25 protein-coding genes and 1 tRNA gene are annotated in these 23909 nt (G+C 73.9%); 22 read left to right on the forward strand and 4 right to left on the reverse strand.

Annotated features, from left to right (window positions below):
* The first annotated feature begins 13 nt into the window (after positions 1-13).
* Positions 14-127: a PDZ domain-containing protein gene (locus AB0D08_RS13855; RefSeq protein ID WP_359888639.1), complete on the forward strand. Its 114-nt coding sequence runs from the start codon at positions 14-16 to the stop codon at positions 125-127.
* 108 nt (positions 128-235) lie between these two features.
* Here AB0D08_RS13855 and AB0D08_RS13860 read toward each other — a convergent pair whose 3' ends face one another.
* A complete protein-coding gene (locus tag AB0D08_RS13860) occupies positions 236-1423 on the reverse strand; it encodes a sensor domain-containing protein (protein WP_359888575.1) in 1188 nt (395 codons plus the stop codon).
* Between the two features lie 282 nt (positions 1424-1705).
* Here AB0D08_RS13860 and AB0D08_RS13865 point away from each other — a divergent pair, with 282 nt between their 5' ends.
* The 16 genes from AB0D08_RS13865 (at position 1706) to AB0D08_RS13940 (ending at position 17917) form a co-directional block, all read left to right on the forward strand.
* Positions 1706-2113 (forward strand): NADH-quinone oxidoreductase subunit A, encoded by a 408-nt coding sequence (locus AB0D08_RS13865; protein WP_033824561.1) that lies wholly within the window; start codon positions 1706-1708, stop codon positions 2111-2113.
* Positions 2104-2727 (forward strand): NADH-quinone oxidoreductase subunit B, encoded by a 624-nt coding sequence (locus AB0D08_RS13870; RefSeq protein WP_033824562.1) that lies wholly within the window; start codon positions 2104-2106, stop codon positions 2725-2727. The genes AB0D08_RS13865 and AB0D08_RS13870 overlap by 10 nt, the downstream gene beginning before the upstream one ends.
* The gene (locus AB0D08_RS13875; protein ID WP_359888578.1) at positions 2724-3848 is read left to right on the forward strand and encodes an NADH-quinone oxidoreductase subunit C; all 1125 of its coding nucleotides are present in this window, start codon (positions 2724-2726) and stop codon (positions 3846-3848) included. Before AB0D08_RS13870 ends, AB0D08_RS13875 begins: the two co-directional genes overlap by 4 nt.
* Positions 3845-4804, forward strand: coding sequence for an NADH-quinone oxidoreductase subunit NuoH (nuoH, locus tag AB0D08_RS13880; protein ID WP_359888580.1), 960 nt, complete (start codon positions 3845-3847; stop codon positions 4802-4804). Before AB0D08_RS13875 ends, nuoH begins: the two co-directional genes overlap by 4 nt.
* Positions 4801-5373, forward strand: coding sequence for an NADH-quinone oxidoreductase subunit I (locus AB0D08_RS13885; protein WP_149038709.1), 573 nt, complete (start codon positions 4801-4803; stop codon positions 5371-5373). Before nuoH ends, AB0D08_RS13885 begins: the two co-directional genes overlap by 4 nt.
* The gene (locus AB0D08_RS13890) at positions 5370-6017 is read left to right on the forward strand and encodes an NADH-quinone oxidoreductase subunit J (RefSeq protein ID WP_359888583.1); all 648 of its coding nucleotides are present in this window, start codon (positions 5370-5372) and stop codon (positions 6015-6017) included. Before AB0D08_RS13885 ends, AB0D08_RS13890 begins: the two co-directional genes overlap by 4 nt.
* A gap of 6 nt (positions 6018-6023) precedes the next feature.
* Positions 6024-6383 (forward strand): NADH-quinone oxidoreductase subunit NuoK, encoded by a 360-nt coding sequence (gene nuoK / locus AB0D08_RS13895; protein ID WP_033826081.1) that lies wholly within the window; start codon positions 6024-6026, stop codon positions 6381-6383.
* Positions 6380-8395, forward strand: a complete 2016-nt coding sequence (locus AB0D08_RS13900; RefSeq protein ID WP_359888585.1) for an NADH-quinone oxidoreductase subunit L — start codon at positions 6380-6382, stop codon at positions 8393-8395. The genes nuoK and AB0D08_RS13900 overlap by 4 nt, the downstream gene beginning before the upstream one ends.
* 49 nt (positions 8396-8444) lie before the next feature.
* The gene (locus AB0D08_RS13905) at positions 8445-9998 is read left to right on the forward strand and encodes an NADH-quinone oxidoreductase subunit M (RefSeq protein WP_359888587.1); all 1554 of its coding nucleotides are present in this window, start codon (positions 8445-8447) and stop codon (positions 9996-9998) included.
* 48 nt (positions 9999-10046) lie between these two features.
* Positions 10047-11555 (forward strand): NADH-quinone oxidoreductase subunit N, encoded by a 1509-nt coding sequence (locus tag AB0D08_RS13910; protein WP_033826090.1) that lies wholly within the window; start codon positions 10047-10049, stop codon positions 11553-11555.
* A gap of 127 nt (positions 11556-11682) precedes the next feature.
* The gene (htpX, locus tag AB0D08_RS13915; protein WP_033826078.1) at positions 11683-12540 is read left to right on the forward strand and encodes a zinc metalloprotease HtpX; all 858 of its coding nucleotides are present in this window, start codon (positions 11683-11685) and stop codon (positions 12538-12540) included.
* A gap of 119 nt (positions 12541-12659) precedes the next feature.
* Positions 12660-14369 carry a cytochrome c oxidase subunit I gene (gene ctaD / locus AB0D08_RS13920; protein WP_359888642.1) on the forward strand — a complete coding sequence of 570 codons (1710 nt, stop codon included), beginning with the start codon at positions 12660-12662 and terminating at the stop codon, positions 14367-14369.
* Between the two features lie 102 nt (positions 14370-14471).
* On the forward strand, positions 14472-14903 hold the full coding sequence (locus tag AB0D08_RS13925; RefSeq protein WP_033826075.1) for a YciI family protein: 432 nt from the start codon (positions 14472-14474) through the stop codon (positions 14901-14903).
* 185 nt (positions 14904-15088) lie between these two features.
* On the forward strand, positions 15089-16453 hold the full coding sequence (locus AB0D08_RS13930) for an RNA polymerase sigma factor (protein ID WP_359888591.1): 1365 nt from the start codon (positions 15089-15091) through the stop codon (positions 16451-16453).
* 45 nt (positions 16454-16498) lie between these two features.
* Entirely contained in the window at positions 16499-16900 is a 402-nt protein-coding gene (locus AB0D08_RS13935) for a YccF domain-containing protein (RefSeq protein ID WP_033826074.1), read from the forward strand.
* A gap of 111 nt (positions 16901-17011) precedes the next feature.
* Complete coding sequence (locus tag AB0D08_RS13940) at positions 17012-17917, forward strand: squalene/phytoene synthase family protein (RefSeq protein ID WP_359888594.1); 906 nt, start codon at positions 17012-17014, stop codon at positions 17915-17917.
* 110 nt (positions 17918-18027) lie between these two features.
* Here AB0D08_RS13940 and AB0D08_RS13945 read toward each other — a convergent pair whose 3' ends face one another.
* On the reverse strand, positions 18028-18954 hold the full coding sequence (locus AB0D08_RS13945) for a LysR family transcriptional regulator (RefSeq protein ID WP_359888596.1): 927 nt from the start codon (positions 18952-18954) through the stop codon (positions 18028-18030).
* A 117-nt stretch (positions 18955-19071) separates the two neighbouring features.
* On the opposite strand from AB0D08_RS13945, the gene AB0D08_RS13950 reads away from it, so the two are divergent.
* On the forward strand, positions 19072-19851 hold the full coding sequence (locus AB0D08_RS13950; RefSeq protein ID WP_359888598.1) for an SDR family oxidoreductase: 780 nt from the start codon (positions 19072-19074) through the stop codon (positions 19849-19851).
* Between the two features lie 152 nt (positions 19852-20003).
* Positions 20004-20567: a YbaK/EbsC family protein gene (locus AB0D08_RS13955; protein WP_359888600.1), complete on the forward strand. Its 564-nt coding sequence runs from the start codon at positions 20004-20006 to the stop codon at positions 20565-20567.
* Between the two features lie 51 nt (positions 20568-20618).
* Here AB0D08_RS13955 and mug read toward each other — a convergent pair whose 3' ends face one another.
* Positions 20619-21203: a G/U mismatch-specific DNA glycosylase gene (gene mug, locus AB0D08_RS13960; protein ID WP_033826072.1), complete on the reverse strand. Its 585-nt coding sequence runs from the start codon at positions 21201-21203 to the stop codon at positions 20619-20621.
* Between the two features lie 253 nt (positions 21204-21456).
* Here mug and AB0D08_RS13965 point away from each other — a divergent pair, with 253 nt between their 5' ends.
* Both AB0D08_RS13965 and AB0D08_RS13970 read left to right on the forward strand, forming a co-directional pair.
* Entirely contained in the window at positions 21457-21939 is a 483-nt protein-coding gene (locus AB0D08_RS13965; RefSeq protein WP_033826071.1) for a hypothetical protein, read from the forward strand.
* Between the two features lie 202 nt (positions 21940-22141).
* Positions 22142-22855: a hypothetical protein gene (locus AB0D08_RS13970; RefSeq protein WP_359888604.1), complete on the forward strand. Its 714-nt coding sequence runs from the start codon at positions 22142-22144 to the stop codon at positions 22853-22855.
* A gap of 184 nt (positions 22856-23039) precedes the next feature.
* Here the strand turns inward: AB0D08_RS13970 and AB0D08_RS13975 are convergent, their stop codons facing one another.
* On the reverse strand, positions 23040-23528 hold the full coding sequence (locus AB0D08_RS13975) for a YajQ family cyclic di-GMP-binding protein (RefSeq protein ID WP_033826069.1): 489 nt from the start codon (positions 23526-23528) through the stop codon (positions 23040-23042).
* A 216-nt stretch (positions 23529-23744) separates the two neighbouring features.
* Here AB0D08_RS13975 and AB0D08_RS13980 point away from each other — a divergent pair.
* Positions 23745-23825: transfer RNA gene (locus AB0D08_RS13980), tRNA-Tyr, on the forward strand.
* Positions 23826-23909: the final 84 nt, after the last annotated feature.

Raw genomic sequence — 23909 nt, forward strand, 5'->3', positions numbered from 1 at the left:
GAAGATCACCACCATCGGCTCGCTCACCACCGCGCTGGCCTCGCTCCAGCCCGGCGCCAAGGTCACCGTGACCTACCAGCGCGACGGGCAGACCAAGACCGTCGACGTCACCCTCGGCAGCCTCTGACGGGGCTCCGCGACCGGCACCACCCACCGGACCCGGGCCCGGCGGACCGCGCACACATGGGAGGCGGACCGCCGGGCCCGAACCACGCCCGGCCGCGGCCCCGCCCGGTCAGGGACGGGCCGCCCTGGTCCGCCACGGCAGCTCCACCGTCACCCCGGTCGGACCGCCCGCCGGGCTCTCCACCAGGAACACCCCGTCCACCGCGTCGATCCGCTCCGCCAGCCCGGCCAGCCCGCTGCCCGGGTACGCCGCCGCGCCGCCCCGCCCGTCGTCCTGCACCAGCAGCATCAGCCGGTCCTCCACCCGCCAGACGTCCACCGTCGCCGAGCGCGCCCCCGCGTGCTTGGAGATGTTGGTGAGCAACTCGCTGACGGTGAAGTAGGCGATCCCCTCCACCGCCGAGTCCGGCCGCTCGGCGCCCTTCAGGTCGACGTGCACCTTGACCCCGCCGGGCACCGTGCAGCGCGCCGCCACCGCCGACAGCGCCGCGTCCAGGCCGCGGTCGGTCAGCACGGCCGGGTGGATGCCCCGGGCCAGGTCGCGCAGCTCCTGCAGGGCGAGCTTGACCTCGCCGTGCGCCGCACCCACCATCGCGGCGGCGGCCGCGACACCCTCCGGGGTGTCGGTCTCGGTCAGCTTCTCCTTCGCCAGGCCCAGGTCCATCGCCAGCGCGACCAGCCGGGCCTGCGCGCCGTCGTGCAGGTCCCGCTCGATCCGGCGCAGGTCGGCGGCGGCGGTGTCGACCACGGCGCCCCGGTCGTCCTCCAGCTCGTGCACCCGCTGCACCAGCGCGTTCGGCGCCAGCAGGCTCTCCACCAGCATCCGCTCCAGCGCGGCCATCCAGCGCACCACCCAGGGCAGCACCGGCCAGCCGACCACGAGCAGCACCAGGGTCACCGTGAAGCTGATCAGCCCCCACACGAACAGCACCACGTTGAACAGTGCCGACCGCCAGCCCAGCGAGTCCGTCAACAGGGCGATCACCCAGCCGGAGACCCCGCTGCGGCGCTGCACCAGCGGGCCCGGCTCCTCGGCCGTACTGCCGAGCGCGGCCCGCGCCCTGGTCCGTTCGACCCGTCCGAGCCCCCGGCAGCCCGCCAGCCCGGCGGCCAGCAGCGGCAGGCCGAGCACGGTCACCGACAGGGCGAGGCCCACGGTCAGCGTCGTCACGGTGAACACGAAGCCGGCGATCCCCACCGGCAGGTTCAGCAGCAGGTGCTGGACCTGACCCCACAGCTGCGCCCCGTACAGGGACGGGCGGCGCGACTCCGCCGGCCGGTGCTCCGCGGTATCCATCCGACTTCCACCCTCTCGATCGACCAGGTGGCACCCAGCATCCCGGTAGCGGCGGCCCCGGGGCCATGGGGGTGATCTCCGTTCGCTCCCGGGGGATAACCCCACCACCCCGTACCCGCGGGTAGGGTGCCCGGTCGCCGTCTTGAGGACCGGGCAGGTGCGGGAGCAGCGAGGCCGTGCACTTAGACTCACGCCGTAGCGATGGTTATGGGTGTGTAAAGAAGAGCGGTGATCCTGCCGGGCCCCGGGCCCGGCCGGGCGGCCCGATGTGGAGGCGAACGCATGGAGGGGCAGCTGGTCGCTGCCGACCCTGCCGTGGGCAGCGGCTACTTCGACGCGTATGCGGCGGTAGGCCTGCTGGCGGTCATCGGCGTGCTGTTCGTCGCGGTGGCGTTCACCGCCAACCGCCTGCTGCGCCCGGCGGTGTACTCGCCGGAGAAACTGCTCACCTACGAGTGCGGCGTCGACCCGGTGGGCGAGGGCTGGGCGCACACCCAGGTCCGCTACTACGTCTACGCGTTCCTGTACGTGATCTTCGCGGTCGACGCGATCTACCTGTTCCCGTGGGCGACGGTGTTCGCCGCCGCCGGCTACGGCGCGGCCACCCTGGTGGAGATGTTCGTCTTCATCGCCTTCCTCGCGGTCGGACTGCTCTACGCCTGGAAGAAGGGCGTTCTGGAATGGACGTGACCCACTCGCACGGTTCCGGCGGGCCCGTACCGCTGGGGATGCCCGACCCCGCGCGCCCCGGCGCCGCGGTCGAGCAGCGCCGGCTCGGCCCGCTGGCCCGGCTCGCGCCGGACCCGGTCAAGGTGGTGCTCAACTGGGGGCGCCGCTACAGCCTCTGGTGCTTCAACTTCGGCCTCGCCTGCTGCGCGATCGAGTTCATCGCGGCGTCGATGGCCAAGCACGACTTCATCCGGATGGGTGTCATTCCGTTCGCGCCGGGCCCCCGCCAGGCCGATCTGATGATCGTCTCGGGCACCGTCACGGACAAGATGGCCCCGGCCGTCAAGCGCCTGTACGAGCAGATGCCCGAGCCCAAGTACGTGATCTCCTTCGGCGCCTGCTCCAACTCCGGCGGCCCCTACTGGGACTCCTACTCCGTCACCAAGGGCGTCGACCAGATCATCCCGGTCGACGTCTACGTGCCCGGCTGCCCGCCCCGGCCCGAGGCGCTGCTCCAGGGCATCCTCAAGCTCCAGGAGAAGATCGCCGCCGAGTCGCTGCCGGAGCGCTACGCCGCGCCCGTCTCCGCGCTGCGCCGCCCGCTGGTGGCCGGCCCCGGGGAGGCGGACCGATGAGCCGCACCCCCGAGGAGACCGCCGCCGAGATCGGCGAGTGGGCCACCGCCGCCGAGGCGTACCAGCTGCTCACCGTCGACGTCCCGGCCGAGCACTGGATCGAGGCGCTCACCGCCGCCCGCGACCGCCTGGGCCTGAGCTACTTCGACTGGCTGAGCGCCGTCGACGAGCTGGCCGACGGCTACGCGGTCTGCGCCCACCTCGCCGCCCCCGGCGCGGGCACCGTCCGCCACCTGCTGCTGCGCACCCGGATCCCGCGGGACAAGGCCGTGCTGCCGACCGCCGTCGAGGTCTACGCCGGAGCCGGCTGGCACGAGCGGGAGACCAACGAGATGTTCGGCATCGACTTCGCCGGGCACCCGCACCTGGTCACCCTGCTGCTGCCGGACGGCTTCGAGGGCCACCCGCTGCGCAAGGACTTCGTGCTCGCTGCCCGGGTCGCCAAGGCCTGGCCGGGCGCCAAGGAGCCGGGCGAGTCCGAGGGCGACGGACCGGCCCGCCGCAAGATGCAGCCGCCCGGCGTCCCCGACCCGAACGAGTGGGGGCCGCTCAAGGGCACCCTGCCGCCGGTTGCGGAGCGCCCGGCCCGTGGCGCCCGCGCGGCCGGCGCGGCCCGTACCCCGCGCGCCGCGGCGGCGGGGGCCGAGGGCGCGTCGGCGGGCGAGGTCCGGCCGCGCCGGGCCCGCAGCGTCGGCGAAGGCTCGGTCAGCCAGGCCCCCGAGACCCCGGCCCCCGAGACCCCGGCCCCCGAGACCCCAGCCGCCGGGGCGCCGGAGGTCCGGGCCGACCGGCCGCGCCGCACCCGGAGCGTGACCGAGGGCTCCACCAGCCAGGCCGCACCCGCCGAGTCGGCGCCCACCGAGCCCGCCGACAGCACGCCCGCCGAGGCCGCGCCCGCCGAGCCCGCCGGGCCCGCCCCCGAGCGCCCCGCCCGGGTCGCCCGCACCCAGTCCTCGGACGCGCCCTGGCACACCCCGGTCCCCGCCCACGGGCCGGACACCCCGGAGCCCGAGGCGCCCGCCACCCCGGAGCGCCCCGCCACCCCGGAGGCCCCCGAGGCCCCGGACGCCCCCGAAGCACCCCCGACCGAGACGCCGGAGAAGGACGGAGACAGCGCGTGAACTGGATCGACACGCTGCTGCGCTGCCTCGGCACCCTGGTGGCCTTCCTGACCCTCCCGCTGGTGATCGGCCAGAGCGAGCACAAGGTGATGGCCCACATGCAGGGCCGGCTCGGCCCGATGTACGCCGGCGGTTTCCACGGCTGGGCGCAGCTGGTCGCCGACGGTGTGAAGTTCGCGCAGAAGGAGGACATCGTCCCGGCCGGCGCCGACCGCAAGGTCTTCCAGCTGGCCCCGGCGGTCGCCCTGCTGCCGTACCTGGTGGTGCTGCTGGTGATCCCGATCGGCCCGAACGGGCTGGTCGGCCAGGCCGTGGACGCCGGGCTGTTCTTCGTGCTGGCCGTGATGGGCATCGGGGTGCTCGGCTCGCTGATGGCCGGCTGGGCCTCGGCGAACAAGTTCTCGCTGCTCGGCGGTCTGCGCACGGCCGCCCAGCTGATGTCGTACGAGCTGCCGATGCTGCTGGCCGCCGCCTCGGTGGCGATGGCGGCGGGCACGGTCTCGCTGACCGGCGTCGTCGAGGAGTTCCACTGGTGGTGGCTGCCGTGGCAGGCGATCGGTGCGTTCGTGTTCTTCACGGCGGGCCTGGCCGAGCTGCAGCGTCCGCCGTTCGACATGCCGGTGGCCGACTCCGAGATCATCTTCGGCGCGTACACCGAGTACACCGGCCTGCGCTTCGCGCTGTTCCTGCTCTCCGAGTACGCGGGCATCCTGGTGGTCTCCGCGCTCACCGCGGTGCTCTTCCTCGGGGGCTGGCACGGCCCGGGCCCGGACTCGCTGGGCTGGCTGTGGACCCTGCTCAAGACCTTCGCGCTGGCCTTCGTGGTGATCTGGCTCCGGGTCACCTACCCCCGGCTGCGCGAGGACCAGCTGATGAAGTTCGCGTGGACCGGGCTGATCCCGCTCGCGCTGCTCCAGCTGGCCCTCACCGGCATCATCAAGGTGGCGATCTCCTGATGCGGATTCCAGGTAGCGGTCTGGCCAAGGGCCTGGCCGTGACGCTGCGGACGATGACGAAGAAGACCGTCACCGCGCAGTACCCCGACGTGCAGCCCGAACTGCCGCCGCGCACCCGCGGCGTGATCGCGCTGCTGGAGGAGAACTGCACGGTCTGCATGCTCTGCGCCCGGGAGTGCCCCGACTGGTGCATCTACATCGACTCCCACAAGGAGACGCTGCCGGCCGCCGACCCGAACGCCCGGGCCCGCACCCGCAACGTGCTGGACCGGTTCGCGATCGACTTCTCGCTCTGCATGTACTGCGGGATCTGCATCGAGGTCTGCCCCTTCGACGCGCTGTTCTGGTCGCCGGAGTTCGAGTACGCGGAGACCGACATCCTGGAACTCACCCACGAGCGCGACCGGCTGCGCGAGTGGATGTGGACCGTCCCGGCGCCGCCCGCGCTCGACCCGGCGGCCGAGGAACCCAAGGAGATCGGCATGGCCCGCAAGGCCGCCGACAAGCTGGCCGCCGCGCAGGAGGCCGCCGCGGCCGCCGCCGAGGCCGAGAAGGGTGATCAGCAGTGACGGGCCGTCTGCTCGCCGCGGCCGGGTCGCTGGAGCCGGCCGCCCGCTCCTTCCTGTCGCCCACCGGCGCGGAGATCGTCTTCGTCCTGGTCGGCCTCGCCGTCCTGGGCTCCGCAGTGGTCTCGGTGACCACCCGGCAGTTGGTGCACGCCGCGCTGTGGCTGGTGGTCGCGCTCGGCGGGCTGGCGATCGAGTTCCTGCTGCTGACGGCGGAGTTCATCGCCTGGGTGCAGGTGCTGATCTACCTCGGCTCGGTCGTGGTGCTGGTGCTGTTCGGCCTGATGCTGACCAAGGCACCGATCGGGCGCTCGCCCGACGCAGACTCGGGCAACCGCTGGGTCGCGCTCGGCGTCGCGCTGGCCGCCGCCGCCACCCTGGTGACCCTGGTCACCGACGCCTTCCGGTCCACCTGGGTCGACCTCGGCGCGGGCGGCGGCTCCACCCGGGTCACCGGCGAGAGCCTGTTCCGGTACTGGGTGCTGCCGTTCGAGGCGCTGTCGGTGCTGCTGCTGGCCGCGCTGGTCGGCGCCATCGGGCTGTCGCGCACCGGCAACGGCCGGGTGCCCCGACCCCGGGCCGGGAAGCTGCGGGCCGGCAAGGCCGTGGGCCGCCCCGCCACCACCGCCGCCACCCGGGAGCGCTGACCACCGATGCATCTCGCCTACCCCGTCGTCCTCGCCGCGCTGCTGTTCAGCGTCGGCGTCTACGGCGTGCTCGCCCGGCGCAACGTCGTCCTGGTGCTGATGTCGGTCGAGCTGATGCTCAACGCCGTCAACCTCGACCTGGTCGCCTTCGACGTCTGGCTGCGCGACACCCTGCACGCCGGCCAGGCGCTCACCCTGTTCACCATCACCATCGCCGCCGCCGAGATCGGCCTGGGCCTGGCGATCGTGCTGCTGGTCTTCCGCACCCGGCGGACCGCCGACGTCGACCGGATCACCGCCCTCGGCGACCCGGCCGAGGCCGAGCCGGAGCCCGCCGAAGCCGAGCTGAAGGGCCAGGCCGCATGAACCTCGCGCTGCCCGTCCTCGTCCCCGTGCTGCCCGCCCTCGGCGCGGCCGCCATCCTGGCCACCGGCCGCCGCGCCCCCGGCTTCGCCCGGCCGCTGGCGATCCTGCCGGTCGCCGTCTCCGCGGTGCTCGCCCTGGTGGTCGCCGTCCAGCTCGGCACCGACGGGACGCTCGACGCCTCGACCCGGCTCGCCCCGACCGGCGGCCCCGGCATCTTCCTCTCCGTTCACCTGGACGGCTACAGCTCGCTGATCTCGGTGCTGGTCGGCCTGGTCGCCACCTGCGTCCAGGTCTACTCGACCGCGTACCTCAAGGAAGATCCGCGCTACCCCTCGTACGCGGCGCTGGTCTCGCTGTTCACCGCGGCGATGTTCCTGGTCGTCTACTCCGGCGACCTGATCATCCTGCTGGTCGGCTGGGAGGTGATGGGCATCTGCTCGTACTTCCTGATCGGCCACCACTGGGAGAGCGCCGACGCCCGCTCGGCCTCGCTGAAGGCCTTCCTGGTCACCAAGCTCGGCGACGTGCCGTTCCTGTTCGGCATCTTCCTGCTCGGCGCCGACGCCGGGACCTTCCGGATCGACGGCGTGCTCGCCGCCGCCGGCGAGGGCCGGCTCGGCCACCCCACCCTGACCGCGCTGCTGCTGCTGGCCGGCGTGGCCGGCAAGAGCGCCCAGTTCCCGCTGCACACCTGGCTCCCCGACGCGATGGCCGGCCCGACCCCGGTCTCCGCGCTGATCCACGCCGCCACCATGGTCGCCGCCGGCATCTACCTGGTCGCCCGGCTGCTGCCGGTCTTCCTGCTCTCCGGCGCCGCCCTGATGGTGCTGGCCGTGATGGCCGCCGTCACCATGGTCGGCTCGGCGCTGTGCGCGCTCGCCCAGGACGACCTCAAACGGGTGCTCGCCTACTCCACCGTCGGCCAGCTCGGCTACATGGCCGGCGCGCTGGCCTGCGGCGACCGCGAGGCGGCCGTGTTCCACCTGGTCAGCCACGGCGCGTTCAAGGCGCTGCTGTTCCTGGCCGCCGGCGTGGTGATCCACGCCGCGCACACCAACTCGGTCACCGCGATGTCCCGGATCCCGGGCCTGCGCCACCGCGTCCCCGACGCCTACTGGACGATGGGCATCGCCCTGGTCGCCCTGGTCGGCCTGCCGCCGTTCTCCGGCTTCTTCAGCAAGGAGGCGGTCTTCACCGCCGCCGAGCACGCCGCCGACGGCGACGCCCTCACCAACGGCCTCGGCCCGGCCTCCGCGGTGCCCGCGGCGGCCGGCTGGACCGTCCTGGTCTGCGCCGCCCTCACCGCACTGCTCACCGCCGCCTACGCCACCCGGATGTGGCTGGTCGCCTTCCACGGCCGCGCCGCCGAGGGCCCCGCGCCGGTCACCCCCGAACCGGGCGCGCCGTACTCGCCCGAACCGGACGAGGCCGACCCCACCCGGGACGAGCCGCCCGCGATGCGCTGGCCGCTGTGGGTGCTGGCGGTGCCCACCATGGGCTTCGGCCTGGCCGGCCTGCGCGGCGACTGGCTGCCCGCCCTGCTCGACGGCGGCTCGCTGCGGCCCTCCACCACCACCGCCGTGATCGCCACCGGGCTGGCGCTGGCCGGCATCCTGATCGCGTACGCCGCCTGGCGCACCGCCGCCGCCCGCCGCCCCGCCCCGGCCGCCGCCGACCGGGTGCCCGAGAAGGCCGGCCCGCCCGCGATCGAGCAGCTGCCCGCCGATCCCGGCCGTCTCCTGCTCGGCCCGCTGTACGGGCCCGCGCAGCAGGGCTTCGGCGTCGACCGGCTGTACAGCGCGGTGTTCGTCCGCCCGACCGCGGCCGCCGCCCGGCTGGTCCGCTTCCTGGACCGCGAGGTCATCGAGACCTACGTCCGGGGCGCGGGCACCGGCGCCAACCTGCTCGGGTGGCTGGTCCGGCGGACCCAGACCGGCAACGCCCAGACCTACCTCAGCGCCCTGCTGGCGGGCGCCGTGCTGCTCGCCGTCCTGGTGGCGGTCGGCTCATGACCTCCCGCCCGATCCCCCGTCAGTCCGCGGCACGAAACCGGAGCACCCGATGAACGCGGTCCTCATCGCCCTCCTGCTGCTGCCGCTGCTCGGCGCCGCCGCCACCCTGGTCCCGTTCGGCCCCGACCCGGCGGCCGACGGCCGGCGCGCGCTGTGGTTCGGCGTCGGCGTCACCGGCGCGGTGCTGGCGCTCACCGTCGCACTGGCGGCCGGCTTCGACCACGACCGCCCGGCCCGGATGCAGGCCGTCACCGACACCGACTGGATCCCCGCCATCGGCGTGCGGTTCCACCTCGGCGTCGACGGCATCTCGCTGCCGCTGATCGTGCTGACCGCGCTGCTCACCCTGCTCTGCGCGGTCTACTCCACCAAGCGCCTGCCCAGCGGCGACGGCATCCCCGGCGCCCGCGCCTTCACCGGCCTGCTGCTCCTGCTGGAGACCGGCATGCTGGCCACCTTCGCCGTGCTCGACCTGGTGCTGTTCTTCCTGGCCTTCGAGATCGTGCTGATCCCGATGTACTTCCTGATCGCCCGCTGGGGCAGCGGCCGCAAGGTGCCCTCGGCCAACCGCTTCATCCTGTACACCCTGCTCGGCTCGGCCGTGATGCTGCTCGGCTTCCTGCTGATCGGCGTCAACGCCGGCACCTTCGACATGACCCGGCTCGCCGACGCCCACGGCAGCGGCCTCACCCACACCACCCAGGTGATCGCCGCCCTCGCCATCCTGCTCGGCCTCGCCGTCAAGGCGCCCGCCTGGCCGCTGCACAGCTGGCTCCCGGACGCGCACACCGCCGCCCCCACCGTCGGCTCGGTGCTGCTGGCCGGCGTGCTGCTGAAGATGGGCACCTACGGCCTGGTCCGGATCCTGCTGCCGATCGTGCCGCAGGGCACCGCCACCTTCGCCCCGTACCTGGGCGCGTTCGCCGCCGTCGGCATCGTCTACGGTTCGCTGGCCTGCCTGGCGCTGGCCCGCCCCGGCGCCAAGGGCGACCTCAAGCGCCTGATCGCCTACTCCTCGGTCGGCCACATGGGCTTCGTGCTGCTGGGCATCGCCTCGCTCACCCAGTCCGGCGTCAACGGCGCGCTGTTCGCCAACATCGGCCACGGCCTGATCACCGGCCTGCTGTTCTTCCTGGTCGGCGCCGTCAAGGACCGCTACGGCACCGCCGACCTGGACACCCTCTCCGGCGCCACCGGCGCCGCCCTGTACGGACGGGCGCCCAGGATCGGCGCCCTGCTCGCCTTCGCCGCCGTCGCCAGCCTCGGCCTGCCCGGCCTGGCCGGCTTCTGGGGCGAGCTGCTCGCCATGTACGGCGCCTTCGACCCGGCCGCCGGACTGTCCCGGCCCGCCTTCCTCACCTACATGGTGCTGGCCGGCCTCGGCACCCTGCTGACCGCCGGCTACCTGCTGGTCGTGGTCAAGCGGGTCTGCATGGGCGACCCGAAGCAGCCCGCGCCCGTCACCGAGCTGCCCGACCTCAAGTCCTACGAGGCCGTCAGCTGGACGCCGCTGGCCGCGCTCACCCTGGTCGCGGGCCTGTGGCCGGCGCTGCTGCTGAGCCTGTCCGACCCGGCCGTCAAGCACCTGCTCGGGGGTGGCTGACCCGTGCTCAGCCACCCGACCGGCACTCACCTCCTGGGGCAGACCGCCATGAGCACACTCGCCGTCACCGACCCGGGCAGCCTGATCCAGTCCGTCGACTGGGTGGCCATCGCGCCGCCGCTGGTCGCCGCGCTGGGCGGCCTGGCCGTGCTGCTGGCTGACCTGCTGCTGCCCGCCCGCAGCCGCAAGGCACTCGGCCGGATCGCCGTCGGCGCCCTGGTGCTGGCCCTGGCCGCGCTGCTCCCGCTCACCCGGGGCGCCGCCCGGACCACCTTCTGCCTGCCCGGCGGGGGCGGCTGCTCGTACGTGGCCGACCACTTCGCGCTCGCCTTCCAGCTGCTCGCGCTCGGCGGCGCGCTGCTCGCCGCGCTGCTGTCGCTGCACACCGTGGACGAGGAGAAGCTGCCCGGCGGCGAGTACTGGTTCCTGCTGCTGTCCAGCGCGAGCGGCGCCGCCCTGCTGCCCGCCGCCCGCGACCTCGCGACCCTGGTCATCGCGCTGGAGGTGGCCTCGCTGCCCGCCTTCGCGCTGGTGGGCCTGCGCCGGGACGGGCGCGGCGCGGAGAGCGCGCTGAAGTTCTTCCTCTCCTCGGTCACCGCCACCGCCGTGATGCTGCTCGGCATCGGCTTCGTCTACGCCGCCACCGGTTCGGTCCACCTCACCGCCGTCGCCGACGGCCTGGCCCACGCCCCCGGACAGCTCAGGCCGCTGGCCGAGGCCGGCGCCGTGCTCACCCTGGTCGGCTTCGCCTTCAAGGTCGCCGCCGTCCCGTTCCACTTCTGGGTGCCCGACACCTACACCGGCGCCCCGCTTCCGGTGGCCGGCTACCTCTCGGTGGTCGGCAAGGCCTCCGGCCTGTCCGGCCTCGCCCTGGTCGCCACCCTGGGCTTCCGCCCGTACGGCCACACCTGGGGCCTGGCACTCGCGGTGCTGGCCGCGCTCACCATGACGGTCGGCAACGTCGGGGCGCTGCGCCAGCGCTTCGACACCGGGCACAGCGCGGTCCGGCTGCTCGCCTGGTCCTCGGTCGGCCAGGCCGGCTACCTGCTGGTCCCGGTGGCCGCCGCCGGGTACGCCGGGACCGGTGACCCGCTCGGCGCCACCGTGGCGTACGCGCTGATCTACGGCCTGGTCAACCTCGGTGCCTTCGGTGTGGTCGCGGTGGTCCAGCGCTCCGGCGGCACCCGGGTGGACGACCACCGCGGGCTGTTCGCCCGGCACCGCTGGAGCGCACTGGCGCTGGCCTTCTTCCTGCTCTGCCTGGCCGGCCTGCCGCCCGGCGTGATCGGCCTGTTCGGCAAGGTGGTGGTCTTCCGGGCCGCCGTCGACGCCGGGCTCGGCTGGCTCGCCGTGGTGATGGCCGCCAACGTGGCGGTCGCGCTGTACTACTACCTGCTGTGGACGGCCCGGCTGTTCGCGCCCGCCGAGGGCGCCGCCGAGGCCCGCCGGGTGCCGGCCCCGCTGGCCGCCACCCTGGGGCTGACGGCGGCCGGCGCGGCCGTGCTGTCCGTCGCCCCGCAGCTGGTGCTCCAGGTGGTCTCCGGCAGCCTGTTCTGACCTGCCCGCCCGGCCCGCGGCCGGTAGCGTCCGACCCACGGGGAACGAACCCGGCCCGCCCTGCCGTTGAGCTGGGCAGAGGGCTGGGACGGACGGCTTCCCACGCGCACCACATGGAGGGTCTGCCGTGCACCGCGGGCACAACGGGTTGAGGACTGCCGTACTGCTGGGCGGCCTGTCCGCGCTGATCCTGGTGATCGGCAGCTTCTTCGGACGCACCGGCCTCCTGGTGGCCCTGGTGGTCGCGATCGGCACCAACGCGTACGCCTACTGGAACAGCGACAAGCTGGCGCTGCGGGCCATGCGGGCCCGGCCGGTCAGCGAGATCGAGGCGCCGCAGCTGTACCGGATCGTCCGCGAGCTCTCCACGGCCGCCCGCCAGCCGATGCCGCGGCTCTACATCTCGCCGACCCCGGCGCCGAACGCCTTCGCCACCGGCCGCAACCCGCGCAACGCCGCGGTCTGCTGCACCGACGGCATCCTGCAGCTGCTGGACGAGCGGGAGCTGCGCGGTGTGCTCGGGCACGAGCTGAGCCACGTCTACAACCGGGACATCCTGATCTCCTCGGTGGCCGGCGCGCTGGCCTCGGTGATCATGTTCCTGGTGAACTTCGCCTGGCTGATCCCGGTCGGCCGCAGCGAGGACGACGACGGGCCCGGACTGATCGGGATGCTGCTGATCGCGATCCTCGGGCCGCTGGCCGCGGGGCTGATCCAGATGGCCGTCAGCCGCTCCCGGGAGTACCAGGCCGACGCCGACGGCGCCCGGATCACCGGTGACCCGCTGGCCCTGGCGAGCGCCCTGCGCAAGCTCGACGCCGGCACCCAGCGGCTGCCGCTGCCGCCCGAGCCGCAGCTGCAGACGGCCAGTCACATGATGATCGCCAACCCGTTCCGCCCCGGCGAGTTCGGGGCCCGGCTGTTCTCCACCCACCCGCCGATGCGCGAGCGGATCGCCCGGCTGGAGCAGCTGGCCGGGCGGTAGTCCGCCGGCCCCGGGCCCGGAGCCTGTCCGGGGGACGCCCCCGGCGTGGCTCGGTCCCGGCCGGGGCGGGGCTGGTAGTGCTAGGTGCACCCGCCCTCGGAAGGTGCCCCGCCGTGACGATGCTGCCCCAGGACGACCTGTCGGCCCCGCCCCGCCCACCCCGGCGGCCCGGGCTCACGGCGCGCCGCAGGCGGCGGGGCCGGGCCCTGGTGGGATGGCTGACCACCACCGATCACAAGCAGATCGGCACCCTGTACATGGCCACCTCGTTCGGCTTCTTCCTGGTCGGCGGGGTGCTGGCGCTGGTGATGCGGGCCGAGCTGGCCCGCCCGGGGACGCAGATCCTGTCGAACGAGCAGTTCAACCAGGCGTTCACCATGCACGGCACGATCATGCTGCTGATGTTCGCCACCCCGCTGTTCGCCGGCTTCGCCAACTGGTTCATGCCGCTGCAGATCGGCGCGCCGGACGTGGCCTTCCCCCGGCTGAACGCGCTGGCGTACTGGTTCTACCTGTTCGGCTCGCTGATCGCGGTGGGCGGCTTCCTCACCCCGGACGGCGCCGCGGACTTCGGCTGGTTCGCCTACGTGCCGCTGTCCGGGGTCCAGCACAGCCCGGGTGTCGGCGGCGACATGTGGATCATGGGGCTGGCGTTCTCCGGCTTCGGCACCATCCTCGGCTCGGTCAACTTCATCACCACCATCGTCTGCCTGCGCGCCCCCGGCATGACGATGTTCCGGATGTCGATCTTCGTCTGGAACATCCTCTTCACCAGCATCCTGGTGCTGTTCGCCTTCCCGGTGCTGGCCGCCGCCCTGCTGGTGCTGGAGGCCGACCGCAAGTTCGGCGCCCTCGTCTTCGACCCGGCCAACGGCGGGGTGATGCTCTGGCAGCACCTGTTCTGGTTCTTCGGCCACCCCGAGGTGTACATCATCGCGCTGCCGTTCTTCGGCATCGTCACCGAGATCATCCCGGTCTTCAGCCGCAAACCGACCTTCGGCTACACCGGCCTGATCGCCGCCACCATCGCGATCACCGGCCTGTCGGTCACCGTCTGGGCGCACCACATGTTCGTCACCGGCCAGGTCCTGCTGCCGTTCTTCTCCTTCATGACCCTGCTGATCGCGGTCCCGACCGGGGTGAAGTTCTTCAACTGGATCGGCACCATGTGGCGCGGCTCGCTCAGCTTCGAGACCCCGATGCTCTGGACCATCGGCTTCCTGGTCACCTTCCTGTTCGGCGGCCTCACCGGGGTGCTGCTGGCGTCCCCGCCGATCGACTTCCACGTCTCGGACAGCTACTTCGTGGTCGCCCACTTCCACTACGTGGTCTTCGGCACCGTGGTCTTCGCGATGTTCGCCGGCTTCTACTTCTGGTGGCCGAAGATGACCGGGAAGATGCTGAACGAACGCCTCGGGATCATCCACTTCTGGACGCTCTTCGTCGGCTTCCACACCACCTTCCTGGTCCAGCACTGGCTCGGCGCCGAGGGCATGCCCCGCCGCTACGCGGACTACCTCGCCTCGGACGGCTTCACCACCCTGAACACCGTCTCCACCATCGGCTCCTTCCTGCTGGGCCTGTCCACCCTGCCGTTCCTCTACAACGTCCTGCTCACCCAGCGGCACGCCGCCAAGGTCACCGTGGACGACCCGTGGGGCTACGGCCGCTCGCTGGAGTGGGCGACCTCCTGCCCGCCGCCCCGGCACAACTTCGTCACCCTGCCGCGGATCCGCTCCGAATCGCCCGCCTTCGACCTGCACCACCCCGATGTCGCGGAGTACGACCGGCTGACCAACACCGGCGAGCCGGCCCCGGAGAAGAAGTAGCGAGAAAGTCGCCCGGCCCCGTCGATCCGGCGTCCGCCCGTTCGACGTACGGGGTGAAGGCACCCGAGCGGGCCCGACGCCCGCCGAAGGACGGAGAAGACGATGCGATTCATGATGCTGGTCAAGGCCAACGCCGACTCCGAGGCCGGCGTACTGCCGAGCTCCGAGGCCATCGCCGAGATGGGCCGCTTCAACGACGAGCTGATCAGGGCGGGGGTGCTGCTCGCCGCCGAGGGCCTGCACTCCAGCGCCAAGGGCGTCCGGCTGACCTACACCGACGGGGGCAAGCCCACCGTCACCGACGGGCCGTTCGCCGAGACCAAGGAACTGCTGGCCGGCTTCTGGCTGATCGACGTCAGCTCGCTGGAGGAGGCCGTCGAGTGGGCCTCCCGGGCGCCCTTCCCGGGCGGTGAGACGCTGGAGATCCGCCGGGTCTTCGAGGCCGAGGACTTCCCGGCGGACGCAGTCTCCCAGGAGGCCCTGGACAAGGAGCAGGCCTGGCGGGACGCCAACCAGCGGCCGATCCAGGCCTGACCCGCGGTTCCACGGGCGTCCGGGGCCGGAAGCTGCTCTGATGGAGGGCTGTGACGGCCTCGGACACCCCTGCACCGGACGCCCCCGTACCGGACGCCCCTGCGCCTGGCAGCCCTGCACCCGGCAGCCCTGCGCCTGGCAGCACTGCAACCGGCACCCCCGCCTCTGACACCGCGGACGGCCCGGTGCCCGGCGCGCCCGCACCTGACGCCCCGCCACCCGGGGCCCGGCGGGCCGCCGACCGGGCGGTCGACCGGGCGGTCGACGCGGTCTGGCGGATCGAGTCGGCCCGGATCACCGCCGTCCTGGCCCGGCTGGTCGGCGACTTCTCCGCCGCCGAGGAGCTGGCCCAGGACGCCCTGGTCGCCGCCCTCGAACAGTGGCCGCGGACCGGCGTGCCGGCCAACCCGGGCGCCTGGCTCATGGCCACCGCCCGACACCGCGCGATCGACCTGATCCGCCGCGAGCAGCGGTACGCCCGCAAGCTCGCCCAGCTCGGCCGGGAACTCGGCGACGAGCCCCACCCCGGCCCCGAGGAGCTGGCCGGACCCCTCGGCGAGGACGTCCAGGACGACCTGCTGCGGCTGGTCTTCACCGCCTGCCACCCGGTGCTCTCCGCCGAGGCCCGCGCCGCGCTAACCCTCCGGGTGCTCGGCGGCCTGCGGACGGACGAGATCGCCCGCGCCTTCCTCACCTCCGAGGCCACCGTCGCCCAGCGCATCGTCCGGGCCAAACGGACCCTGGCCGGGGCGGGCGTGCCGTACGAGGTGCCGGAGGGCCACGAGCTGACCGCCCGGCTCGGCCCGGTGCTGGAGGTGATCTACCTGATCTTCAACGAGGGGTACGCGGCCACCGCCGGGGACGACTGGATGCGGCCCGCCCTGTGCGAGGAGGCGATGCGGCTCGGCCGGGTCCTGGCCGGGCTGATGGCCGAGGAGGCCGAGGTGCACGGCCTGGTCGCGCTGATGGAACTGCAGGCCTCCCGGTCGGCCGCCAGGACCGGGCCCGGCGGTGAACCCGTCCTGCTGCTCGACCAGGACCGCGGGCGCTGGGACCAGTTGCTGGTCCACCGCGGCCTGGCCGCGCTGGACCGGGCCTGGGGGCTGGCGAGCCCGCCCGGCCCGTACACCCTGCAGGCGGCCATCGCCGCCTGTCACGCCCGCGCCAAGGCCGCCGGGGACACCGACTGGGTGCGGATCGCCGCGCTGTACACCGCGCTCGCCGAGCGGGCCCCCTCGCCGGTGGTGGAACTCAACCGGGCGGTGGCGCTGGGGATGGCCTTCGGCCCCGCGGCCGGCCTGGACCTGGCCGACCGGCTGCTGGACGAGCCCTCGCTGACCTCCTACCACCTGCTGCCCACGGTCCGCGGCGACCTGCTGGCCCGGCTCGGCCGGGCCGCCGAGGCCGCCGCGGAGTTCGAACGGGCGGCCGGCCTCACCCGCAACGCCCGCGAGCGCGCCGTCCTGCTCGGCCGGGCCGCCGCCAGCGCCCGGGACGCGAAAGCCCGCGGAGGCGGAACCCCGGGAAGGCGGCAGCCCGGGAAGGCGTGACGACGACGCCGTGCCATGAGGCCGCGCCCGTGGGAGGCTTGGACCATGAAGGTGCTGGAGACCGTTCTCAACGTCCTGTGGCTGGTTTTCTGCGGCATCTGGATGGCCATCGCGTACGCAGTCGCAGGGATCATCTGCTTCATCCTGATCATCACGATTCCATTCGGAATTGCCAGCTTCCGCATCGCCGGGTACGTCCTGTGGCCGTTCGGGCGCTCGACCGTGGTGCGGGCCGACGCGGGCGCGGCGTCGTGCGTCGGGAACGTGATCTGGCTGGTGTTCGCGGGCTGGTGGCTGGCGCTGGCGCACGTCGCGACCAGCATCCCGCTGTTCCTGTCGATCATCGGGATCCCGTTCGGCTGGGCGAACCTGAAGATGATCCCGATCTCGTTGATGCCGCTCGGCCGCGAGATCGTCCCCTCGGACCAGCGGTTCGCCGGCTGGTGACCGAGGCGGTGTAGGCGGCCCGGGGCACCCCGGCCGGGATCGGTACCGTGGGCGGCGTCCGAACGGGCGCCCTCCGTCGAGGTCCGCCCCGACCCGAGGAGACCCACCACCTTGCCCAGCTGGCGCACCACCCCGACCGCCGCCGACATCAACGGCGCCGGGCTGCGCGCGGACTACACGGCCGCCGCCCGGCGGGTCCTGCGCCGCGAGCAGGCCCCGTACCTCGCGCTGCGGCTGCTGGCCGCGCCGCCGCTGGTCCCGTACCTGGCGGCCGGCCTGGCGTTCATGAACCTGGTGGACGACACCGCCGAGACCGGCACACCCGAGCAGCGGGCCGAGGGCCTGCGGGCGTTGACCGCCCGGGTCGAGGAGGCACTGGACTCCGGGCGCAGCGGCGACCCGGTGCTGCGGGCGTACGCCCACGCGGTGACGGTCCGTGGGCTGCCGGCGCACTGGGTGTCGGACTTCCTCGCGGGTGCGGCCACCGCCGAGGCCGACTTCACCGGCTTCGGCACCGAACAGGACTTCGAGGCCTACCTGGACGCCTACGCCTGGCCGGGCGTGGTGGTCTTCACCGGCCTCCAGTACCGGGGCGGACCCGACCCGGAGGCCGCCGCCGGGTGGCGGCGGTTCGTCGCCGCCGCACAGCGGGTGGACTTCCTCGCCGACCTGGCCGGGGACCTCGCCGCCGGCCGGCTGTGCATCCCGCGCGAGCGCCTCGCCGAGCACGGCGTGACCCGTGCCGAGCTGGAACGGGGCCAGGACGGCCCGGCGGTCCGCGCGCTCCTCGCCGACCAGTGCGGACGCGCCCGGGCGGCCCTGACGGCGGCCGCCGACGTGGTCCAGCTGGCCGATCCGGGTCTGCGGGCGGTCGGCCGGATGATGACGGAGCTGATGGCGCACCAGCTGACGGCCGTCGAACGGGCCGGGGCCGGCGCGCTGCGCAAGGACGTCGGCTACGGGCTGCTGGCCCCGCTGCGGATCCTGGCCCGGGCACGCCGCACCAGGACGGCCTGACGGCCTGTGGGGCGCCCGCGGACGCGCCCCACGGCCGGTCCGACGGCCGGTCCGACGGCCGGGTCAGAGCACCGGTCCGAGTGCCGGTCCGAGTGCCGGTTCCACGGCTTCTACGGCCGGTCCGCCGGCTGCTCCGCCGGCTGCTCCGACAGGTACCGGCCGGCGGGCAGGACCCGGATCTCCCGGGCGAGCAGTTCGGCGAAGGCCGTGGTGAGCCGGTCGGGCCTGGTCCGGGTGTAGGCGGTCAGGGTCCGCCGTACCGGGGGCTCGGGGCGGAGCACCAGGCCGTCGAAGTCCGGCGGGAGGACGTTGGCCGGGACCAGGGCGGCCCCGAGCCCGGCGGCAGCGAGCAGCGGGGCGGCGGCGGTCTGCTCGGTCCGGACCGCGACCCGGGGCCGGAACCCGGCGGCCGCACAGGCCTGATCCAGCACCTCGGCGAGCCCGTTGCCGGGTGCGTAGTGCACCCAGTCCCGCTCGGACAGCTCGCCGAGCGGCACGGTCGGCGCGGCGGTCCCCTCGCCCGGTGGCAGCACCACCACGAACTCCTCGACCCCGAGGTCCCGCACCGGCCCGTCCCAGTCCGTCGGCGCCGGGCCGACCGCCAGATCACCCTGCCCGGCCGCCATCGCGGCCTGCAGCCGGTCGGCGTGCGGGTACTCGCGCAGGCGGATCCGCACCCCCGGGTGGTGCTGCCGCCAACTGCGCAGCACCGCGGGGAGCGGGCCGAGGCTGACCGAGTACACGGTGGCGAGTTCGAGTTCGCCCTGGTCCAGCCCGGCGACCCGGCGGGCGGCCGACCGCAGCCGTTCGGCGTCGAGCAGGGCGGCGCGGGCGTGCGGCAGGACCGCGCGCCCGGTCGGGGTGAGTCCCACCGAGCGCGGCAGGCGCTCCAGCAGGGCGCCGCCGACGCTGCGTTCGAGGGCCCGGATCTGGTGCGAGAGGGCGGGCTGGGTGACGTGCAGCAGCTCGGCGGCCTTGGTGAAGGAGCCGGTGTCGACCACGGTGACCAGGTATTCGAGCTGCCGGAGAGTAGCCATGCAAAGATTTTATGGTTGGCGGAGGGAATGTGCCTTGGACGTATGGGCCCTGGTCGGCGGAGGGTCGAGGTGACCGTTCCGCCGGGTACCGCCCGCCGTCCGAGGAGTCCCTCCGCCATGTCCGAGCCCCGCACCACCCCCGTCGCCCCGACCGCCGCCTCCCCTGCTCCGGCGGCCGCCGCGCTCCCGCTCGCCGGCCGCCGGGTCGTCGTGATCGGCGCCGGCGCGCACACCGGCCGCCGGCTGGCGATCACCGCCTCGGCGGCCGGCGCCGACCTGGTCCTCGCCGGCCCCGACCCGCGGAAGCTGGAGTGGACCGCCGGTGAGCTGGCCGGCCGGGCCGAGGTGGTCCCGGTGGACCTCGCCGACGAGGCGTCGATCGTCGCCCTGGCCACCGCGGTCGGCGGCTTCGACCACCTGGTCTCCACGGCTGCGATGCCCGCCAACGGCCCGCTGGCCGCTCTGGCGGCGGACGACGTCCGGCGCGCGTTCGACGCCAAGGTGATCGGCCCACTGTTGCTCGCCAAGCACCTGGCGGGGCGGACGGCGGCTGGCGGCTCGTTCACCTTCTTCTCCGGCGTCGCCGCCTGGCGCCCGGCCCCCGCCCGTACCGTGATGGCCACCACCAACGGCGCGCTCGCCTTCCTGGTGCAGGCGCTCGCCGTGGAGATCGCGCCGGTCCGGGTCAACGCGGTCTCGCCGGGCATCGTCGACACCGGCAGCTGGGACGGGCTGGGCGCCGAGAAGGAGGCCTTCCTGCGCGGCGTCGCCGAGCGCAACCCGGCCCGCCGGGTCGGCTCGGTGGACGACCTGGTGCAGGCGGTGCTGTTCGCGATGGGCAACCCGTACGTCACCGGCACGGTGCTGCACGTGGACGGCGGCGGGCGGCTGGTCTGACGGCCGGCCGGCCGGTCGGGCGGTCGGGCCGGTGGCGGTGGGCCGGAACCGCGGGGCGGTGGGCCGGAACCGCGGTGCGGGGCGGGCGTCGGCTCTGCGAGCATGCGGTCCGTTGGCCCACCGTCCCTGCGACCCCTCCCGGGAGCCGATCCGTGACCGCTGACCTGCCACCCCGATCCCGCGCCGTCGCCGAAGCGCTGGCCGCCGCCGGGATCGCCCCCGCGATCCGGGAACTGCCCGACTCGGCCCGGACCGCCGCCGAGGCGGCCGCCGTGCTGGGCTGCCCGGTCGCGTCCATCGCCAACAGCCTGGTCTTCGTCCACGACGGCGCGCCGCTGCTGGTGATGACCAGCGGCGGCCACCAGGTGGACACCGGCTTCCTGGCCGGGCAGTTGGGCGGCGGCCCGGTCGTGCGGGCCACCGCCCGTCAGGTCCGGGAAGCCACCGGCCAGGCGATCGGCGGGGTCGCGCCGACCGGGCACCCGGCGCCGCTGCGGACCGTGGTGGACACCGCGCTGGCCGGGTTCCCGAAGCTCTGGGCCGCGGCGGGCACGCCGCACACCGTGGTGCCGATGACGTACGAGGAACTGGTCAGGCTCACCTCGGGCACTCCGCTGGCGGTCGAGCCCGGAACGGCGGACGAGGGCTTCGGCGGGGCCTCTGGAGAGGCCTCGGGAGAGGCCTTGGGCGGGGCCCCGGGCCCGGCCGGCGGCTGACCCGCCGGCACTGTGCCGCCCCGCGGTCTCCGACGCCGTCGGGGCCGGGCGTCAGGCGTCGGCGGACCCGGGCGGCGGCTCGTCGGAGACCGCCGTGCGCAGGGCCCGGAACTCGTCCGCGATGGCGTTCAGCGAGTAGTGCGCGTTCAGCCCGCTGGGGTTGGGCAGCACCCAGACGCGGGTCTCGCCGATGGTGTGCTCCTGCGGGCCGACCGCCGCCTTCGGCCGTCCGAAGGCAGTGCGGTACGCGCCCACCCCGAGCACCGCCAGTGCCCGCGGCCGCAACCGCTCCACCCGCTCGACCAGCGCCGCGCCGCCCTCCCGGTACTCCTCGGGCGTCAGCTCGGCCGCCTTGGCGGTCGTCCGGGCGACCACGTTGGTGATGCCGAGGCCGAGCGCGATCAACTCCTGCTGCTCGTCCGGCCCGAAGCGCCGGGGTGTGAAGCCGGACAGGTGCAGTGCGGGCCAGAACCGGTTGCCCGGCCGGGCGAAGTGCCGACCGGTCGCGCCGGACCACAGGCCCGGGTTGATGCCGCAGAACAGCACCCGCAGCCCGGGCGCGGCCACGTCCGGGATGGTGGCGTCCTGGGCGGCGGCCAACTCCTCGGGGGTGGGGCGGTGCGCGGTCCTCGTCATCCGCCCCACTCTGCCGCATCGCCCCGCGCCGTGTCCCGCGAGGCCCGGGAGCGCCCCGAAGCGCCCGGATCCGGCTCGGACCCGCCCGGGCCCCTGGGCACCCCACTCGGGCACCCACTCGGGCGCGCCATTCGGCGCGCCACTGCGCCCGCCACCGGCGTGCGTTTCGGCGGGGCGCCGCCCGCGCACTCTGATGGCTAACCAGTTCGATTAATCTGCTGACCCGGGCGCGCCCGATGCGGAGAATGATGAGATGTCATACGAACTCAACGCGCTGGCGGCCACCGCCGAACTGCTCAACGTGGTGGCGGCGGAGGTCCCGGTCGCGCGGGTCGTGCGACTGGAGCAAGGACTGGCGCTGATCCCGATGACGGACCGACTGCACGCAGCCCTGCACCAGCCCGCCGCAGCCGGGCAGCCGGGCTTCAGCTACTTCCCCGGCGGCCTGGTCCGCCGCCTGGAGGCCTGGTCCCAGTCGGCCCCGATCGCCTACCTGGAGGCCGCCTACTTCGGCGGCGAAGGCAGCCAGAGCGCGGCGGTCTGGGTGGACGGCCGGCTGACCCTGGGCCCGCTGCACCTCGCCGAGGACGGCCCCGACCCCGACGACGGCACCCCGATCTCCCAGGCACTGCGCCGACTCGGCGCCCGCCGCGACCCGGGGCGGGACGAGTTCGAGACGGTCGGCCTCGGCCGCCGCCGGGACATCGAGGACTGGATCGCCGCCGCCGGCGGCTGACCGGACCTGCCGTCGGACCGGGTGTCGGGCCCGCTGTCGGGCCTGCTGTCGGACCCGGTGTCGGCCGGCGTAGGCGCGGCGCGCTGCGCCTACGAAGCGTCACGCACCGTTCGGCCGACAAACGGTGGCCGGTCCCGGAGAGGTGTCCCAACGTGTGCTTCAGGCGAATGCCTGAACCCCACGGAAAGGAAACAGCTCTCCCATGCGTGCCTCCTGGACGGCCGCCGTACTGACTGCGGCGGTGGGCCTCACCGCAGTCGCCCCGGCGACCGTCGACCTCGCGTACGGGGCCGACGCCCCCACCGCGACCGCCCCTCGTACCGCCGCCGTCGCCCCGGCGACCGCCCCGCTCCCCGCCGCTGTCCCCGCCCCGCTCCCCGCGGCGCTCCCGGCATCCGACCCGGCAGCCACCACCCGGGACGCGCTCGGCGCGATCGGCGACCTCCTGAACCTGGTCAACAGCATCCTCTCGCTGGCCACCTCGGCCACCGACCTGCTCGACCCGGCCGCACTGCAGAAGAAGGTCGACGAGCTGACCAGCGCCATCACCGGCCTGCTCGGCTCGCTGCCTGCGGTGCCGCCCCTGCCGACGACCCCGGCGCCGCCGGTCGACCTGCCGGTCCCGGTGCCCTCCCCGGCGGCCGTGACCGGGCAGACCGTCCAGGTCCTGCCGGCCCCGGCGGCCGGCAAGCCGGCCGACCTGATGAAGAAGGTCCAGGCCGACGTCACCGCCCTGACCGATGCGGCCACCCGACCGGCCAACCGCCCGGCCGTCCGGCCGGCACCCGGCACCGCGGCGGACGCCAAGGCCGGAACGGACCGGGAAGCGGTGCGCGGGGCGGCTGCCGCCCTCACCGCCGACGCGCTCGCGGCGGCCGTTGCCGCAGGTGCGACCGCGCTCCGCACCACCGGCTGACGGCCGACTGACGGCCGACTGACGGCCGGCTGACCGCCGGCCCCGGCCCCGGCCGGACACGCCACAGGGGCACACCGCCGAGTCGTCTCTCGGTGGTGTGCCCCTGCGGTGTGCGTGGGGTAGTGGTCCCCGGCGGCCCTCCTGGGCCGGAGTGCAGGCGTTCGCGCAGGTCGCGCGCGGTCTGCTAGCGGTAGTTCACGAACTGGATCGCGAACTCCAGGTCCTTGCCCTTGAGGAGGGCCTGGACCGTCTGCAGGTCGTCCCGCGACTTGGAGCTGACGCGCAGTTCGTCGCCCTGGACCTGGGCCTTGACGCCCTTGGGGCCCTCGTCGCGGATGATCTTCGCGACCTTCTTGGCGTCGTCCTGCGTGATGCCTTCCTTGATGTCCACGGAGATCTTGTACTCCTTGCCGGACAGCTGCGGCTCACCCGCGTCCATCGCCTTCAGCGACAGACCGCGCTTGATGAACTTGTCCTTCAGGACGTCCAGGATCGCCTTGACGCGCTCCTCGCCGTTGGCCTTCATCTCGATCTTCTCGCCCGACCGCTTGATCTCGGCGCCGACGTTCTTGAAGTCGAAGCGGGTGGAGATCTCGCGGGAGGTCTGGTTGATCGCGTTGTCGACCTCCTGCCACTCGACCTTCGAGACGATGTCGAAACTGGAGTCGGCCATGGGTGTTGGTCTCCTTGCGGTACTGGCTTCACGGTCAGGGGCCACCCGTCCCGGACGGCCGCCACCCCAGCCTATCCAGCCCCGCCCCCGCGCCGCGGCCGACAGCCGCGACCCGCCCTTGATCGTCACGTGACCAATCGAGTGGCGGACCACCCCCGTCCATCAGGTATCGTTTACGACGTCGAACGGGGCAGCCCCCCGCGAGACACCATCCCTGGCTGGTTGCCCGAGCGGCCAAAGGGAGCAGACTGTAAATCTGTCGCGCAAGCTACGCAGGTTCGAACCCTGCACCAGCCACCGGATAACGGAACGGCCCTGAACTGCGGAAACGCAGTTCAGGGCCGTTCCTGTTTGGCTGTGCCGCTCCATCTGTGCCGCGGA

The sequence above is a fragment of the Kitasatospora sp. NPDC048540 genome, from assembly GCF_040651175.1.
Lineage (GTDB): Bacteria > Actinomycetota > Actinomycetes > Streptomycetales > Streptomycetaceae > Kitasatospora.

Coding starts and splice junctions, on each gene's coding strand:
- AB0D08_RS13945 (WP_359888596.1), bottom strand. CDS start 18,954: ATGGCTACTCTCCGGCAGCTCGAATACCTGGTCACCGTGGTCGACACC.
- AB0D08_RS13900 (WP_359888585.1), top strand. CDS start 6,380: ATGAACCTCGCGCTGCCCGTCCTCGTCCCCGTGCTGCCCGCCCTCGGC.
- AB0D08_RS13935 (WP_033826074.1), top strand. CDS start 16,499: ATGAAGGTGCTGGAGACCGTTCTCAACGTCCTGTGGCTGGTTTTCTGC.
- AB0D08_RS13975 (WP_033826069.1), bottom strand. CDS start 23,528: ATGGCCGACTCCAGTTTCGACATCGTCTCGAAGGTCGAGTGGCAGGAG.
- AB0D08_RS13950 (WP_359888598.1), top strand. CDS start 19,072: ATGTCCGAGCCCCGCACCACCCCCGTCGCCCCGACCGCCGCCTCCCCT.
- AB0D08_RS13860 (WP_359888575.1), bottom strand. CDS start 1,423: ATGGATACCGCGGAGCACCGGCCGGCGGAGTCGCGCCGCCCGTCCCTG.
- AB0D08_RS13870 (WP_033824562.1), top strand. CDS start 2,104: ATGGACGTGACCCACTCGCACGGTTCCGGCGGGCCCGTACCGCTGGGG.
- ctaD (WP_359888642.1), top strand. CDS start 12,660: ATGCTGCCCCAGGACGACCTGTCGGCCCCGCCCCGCCCACCCCGGCGG.
- AB0D08_RS13865 (WP_033824561.1), top strand. CDS start 1,706: ATGGAGGGGCAGCTGGTCGCTGCCGACCCTGCCGTGGGCAGCGGCTAC.
- AB0D08_RS13875 (WP_359888578.1), top strand. CDS start 2,724: ATGAGCCGCACCCCCGAGGAGACCGCCGCCGAGATCGGCGAGTGGGCC.
- AB0D08_RS13910 (WP_033826090.1), top strand. CDS start 10,047: ATGAGCACACTCGCCGTCACCGACCCGGGCAGCCTGATCCAGTCCGTC.
- AB0D08_RS13970 (WP_359888604.1), top strand. CDS start 22,142: ATGCGTGCCTCCTGGACGGCCGCCGTACTGACTGCGGCGGTGGGCCTC.
- mug (WP_033826072.1), bottom strand. CDS start 21,203: ATGACGAGGACCGCGCACCGCCCCACCCCCGAGGAGTTGGCCGCCGCC.
- AB0D08_RS13925 (WP_033826075.1), top strand. CDS start 14,472: ATGCGATTCATGATGCTGGTCAAGGCCAACGCCGACTCCGAGGCCGGC.
- AB0D08_RS13905 (WP_359888587.1), top strand. CDS start 8,445: ATGAACGCGGTCCTCATCGCCCTCCTGCTGCTGCCGCTGCTCGGCGCC.
- AB0D08_RS13965 (WP_033826071.1), top strand. CDS start 21,457: ATGTCATACGAACTCAACGCGCTGGCGGCCACCGCCGAACTGCTCAAC.
- nuoK (WP_033826081.1), top strand. CDS start 6,024: ATGCATCTCGCCTACCCCGTCGTCCTCGCCGCGCTGCTGTTCAGCGTC.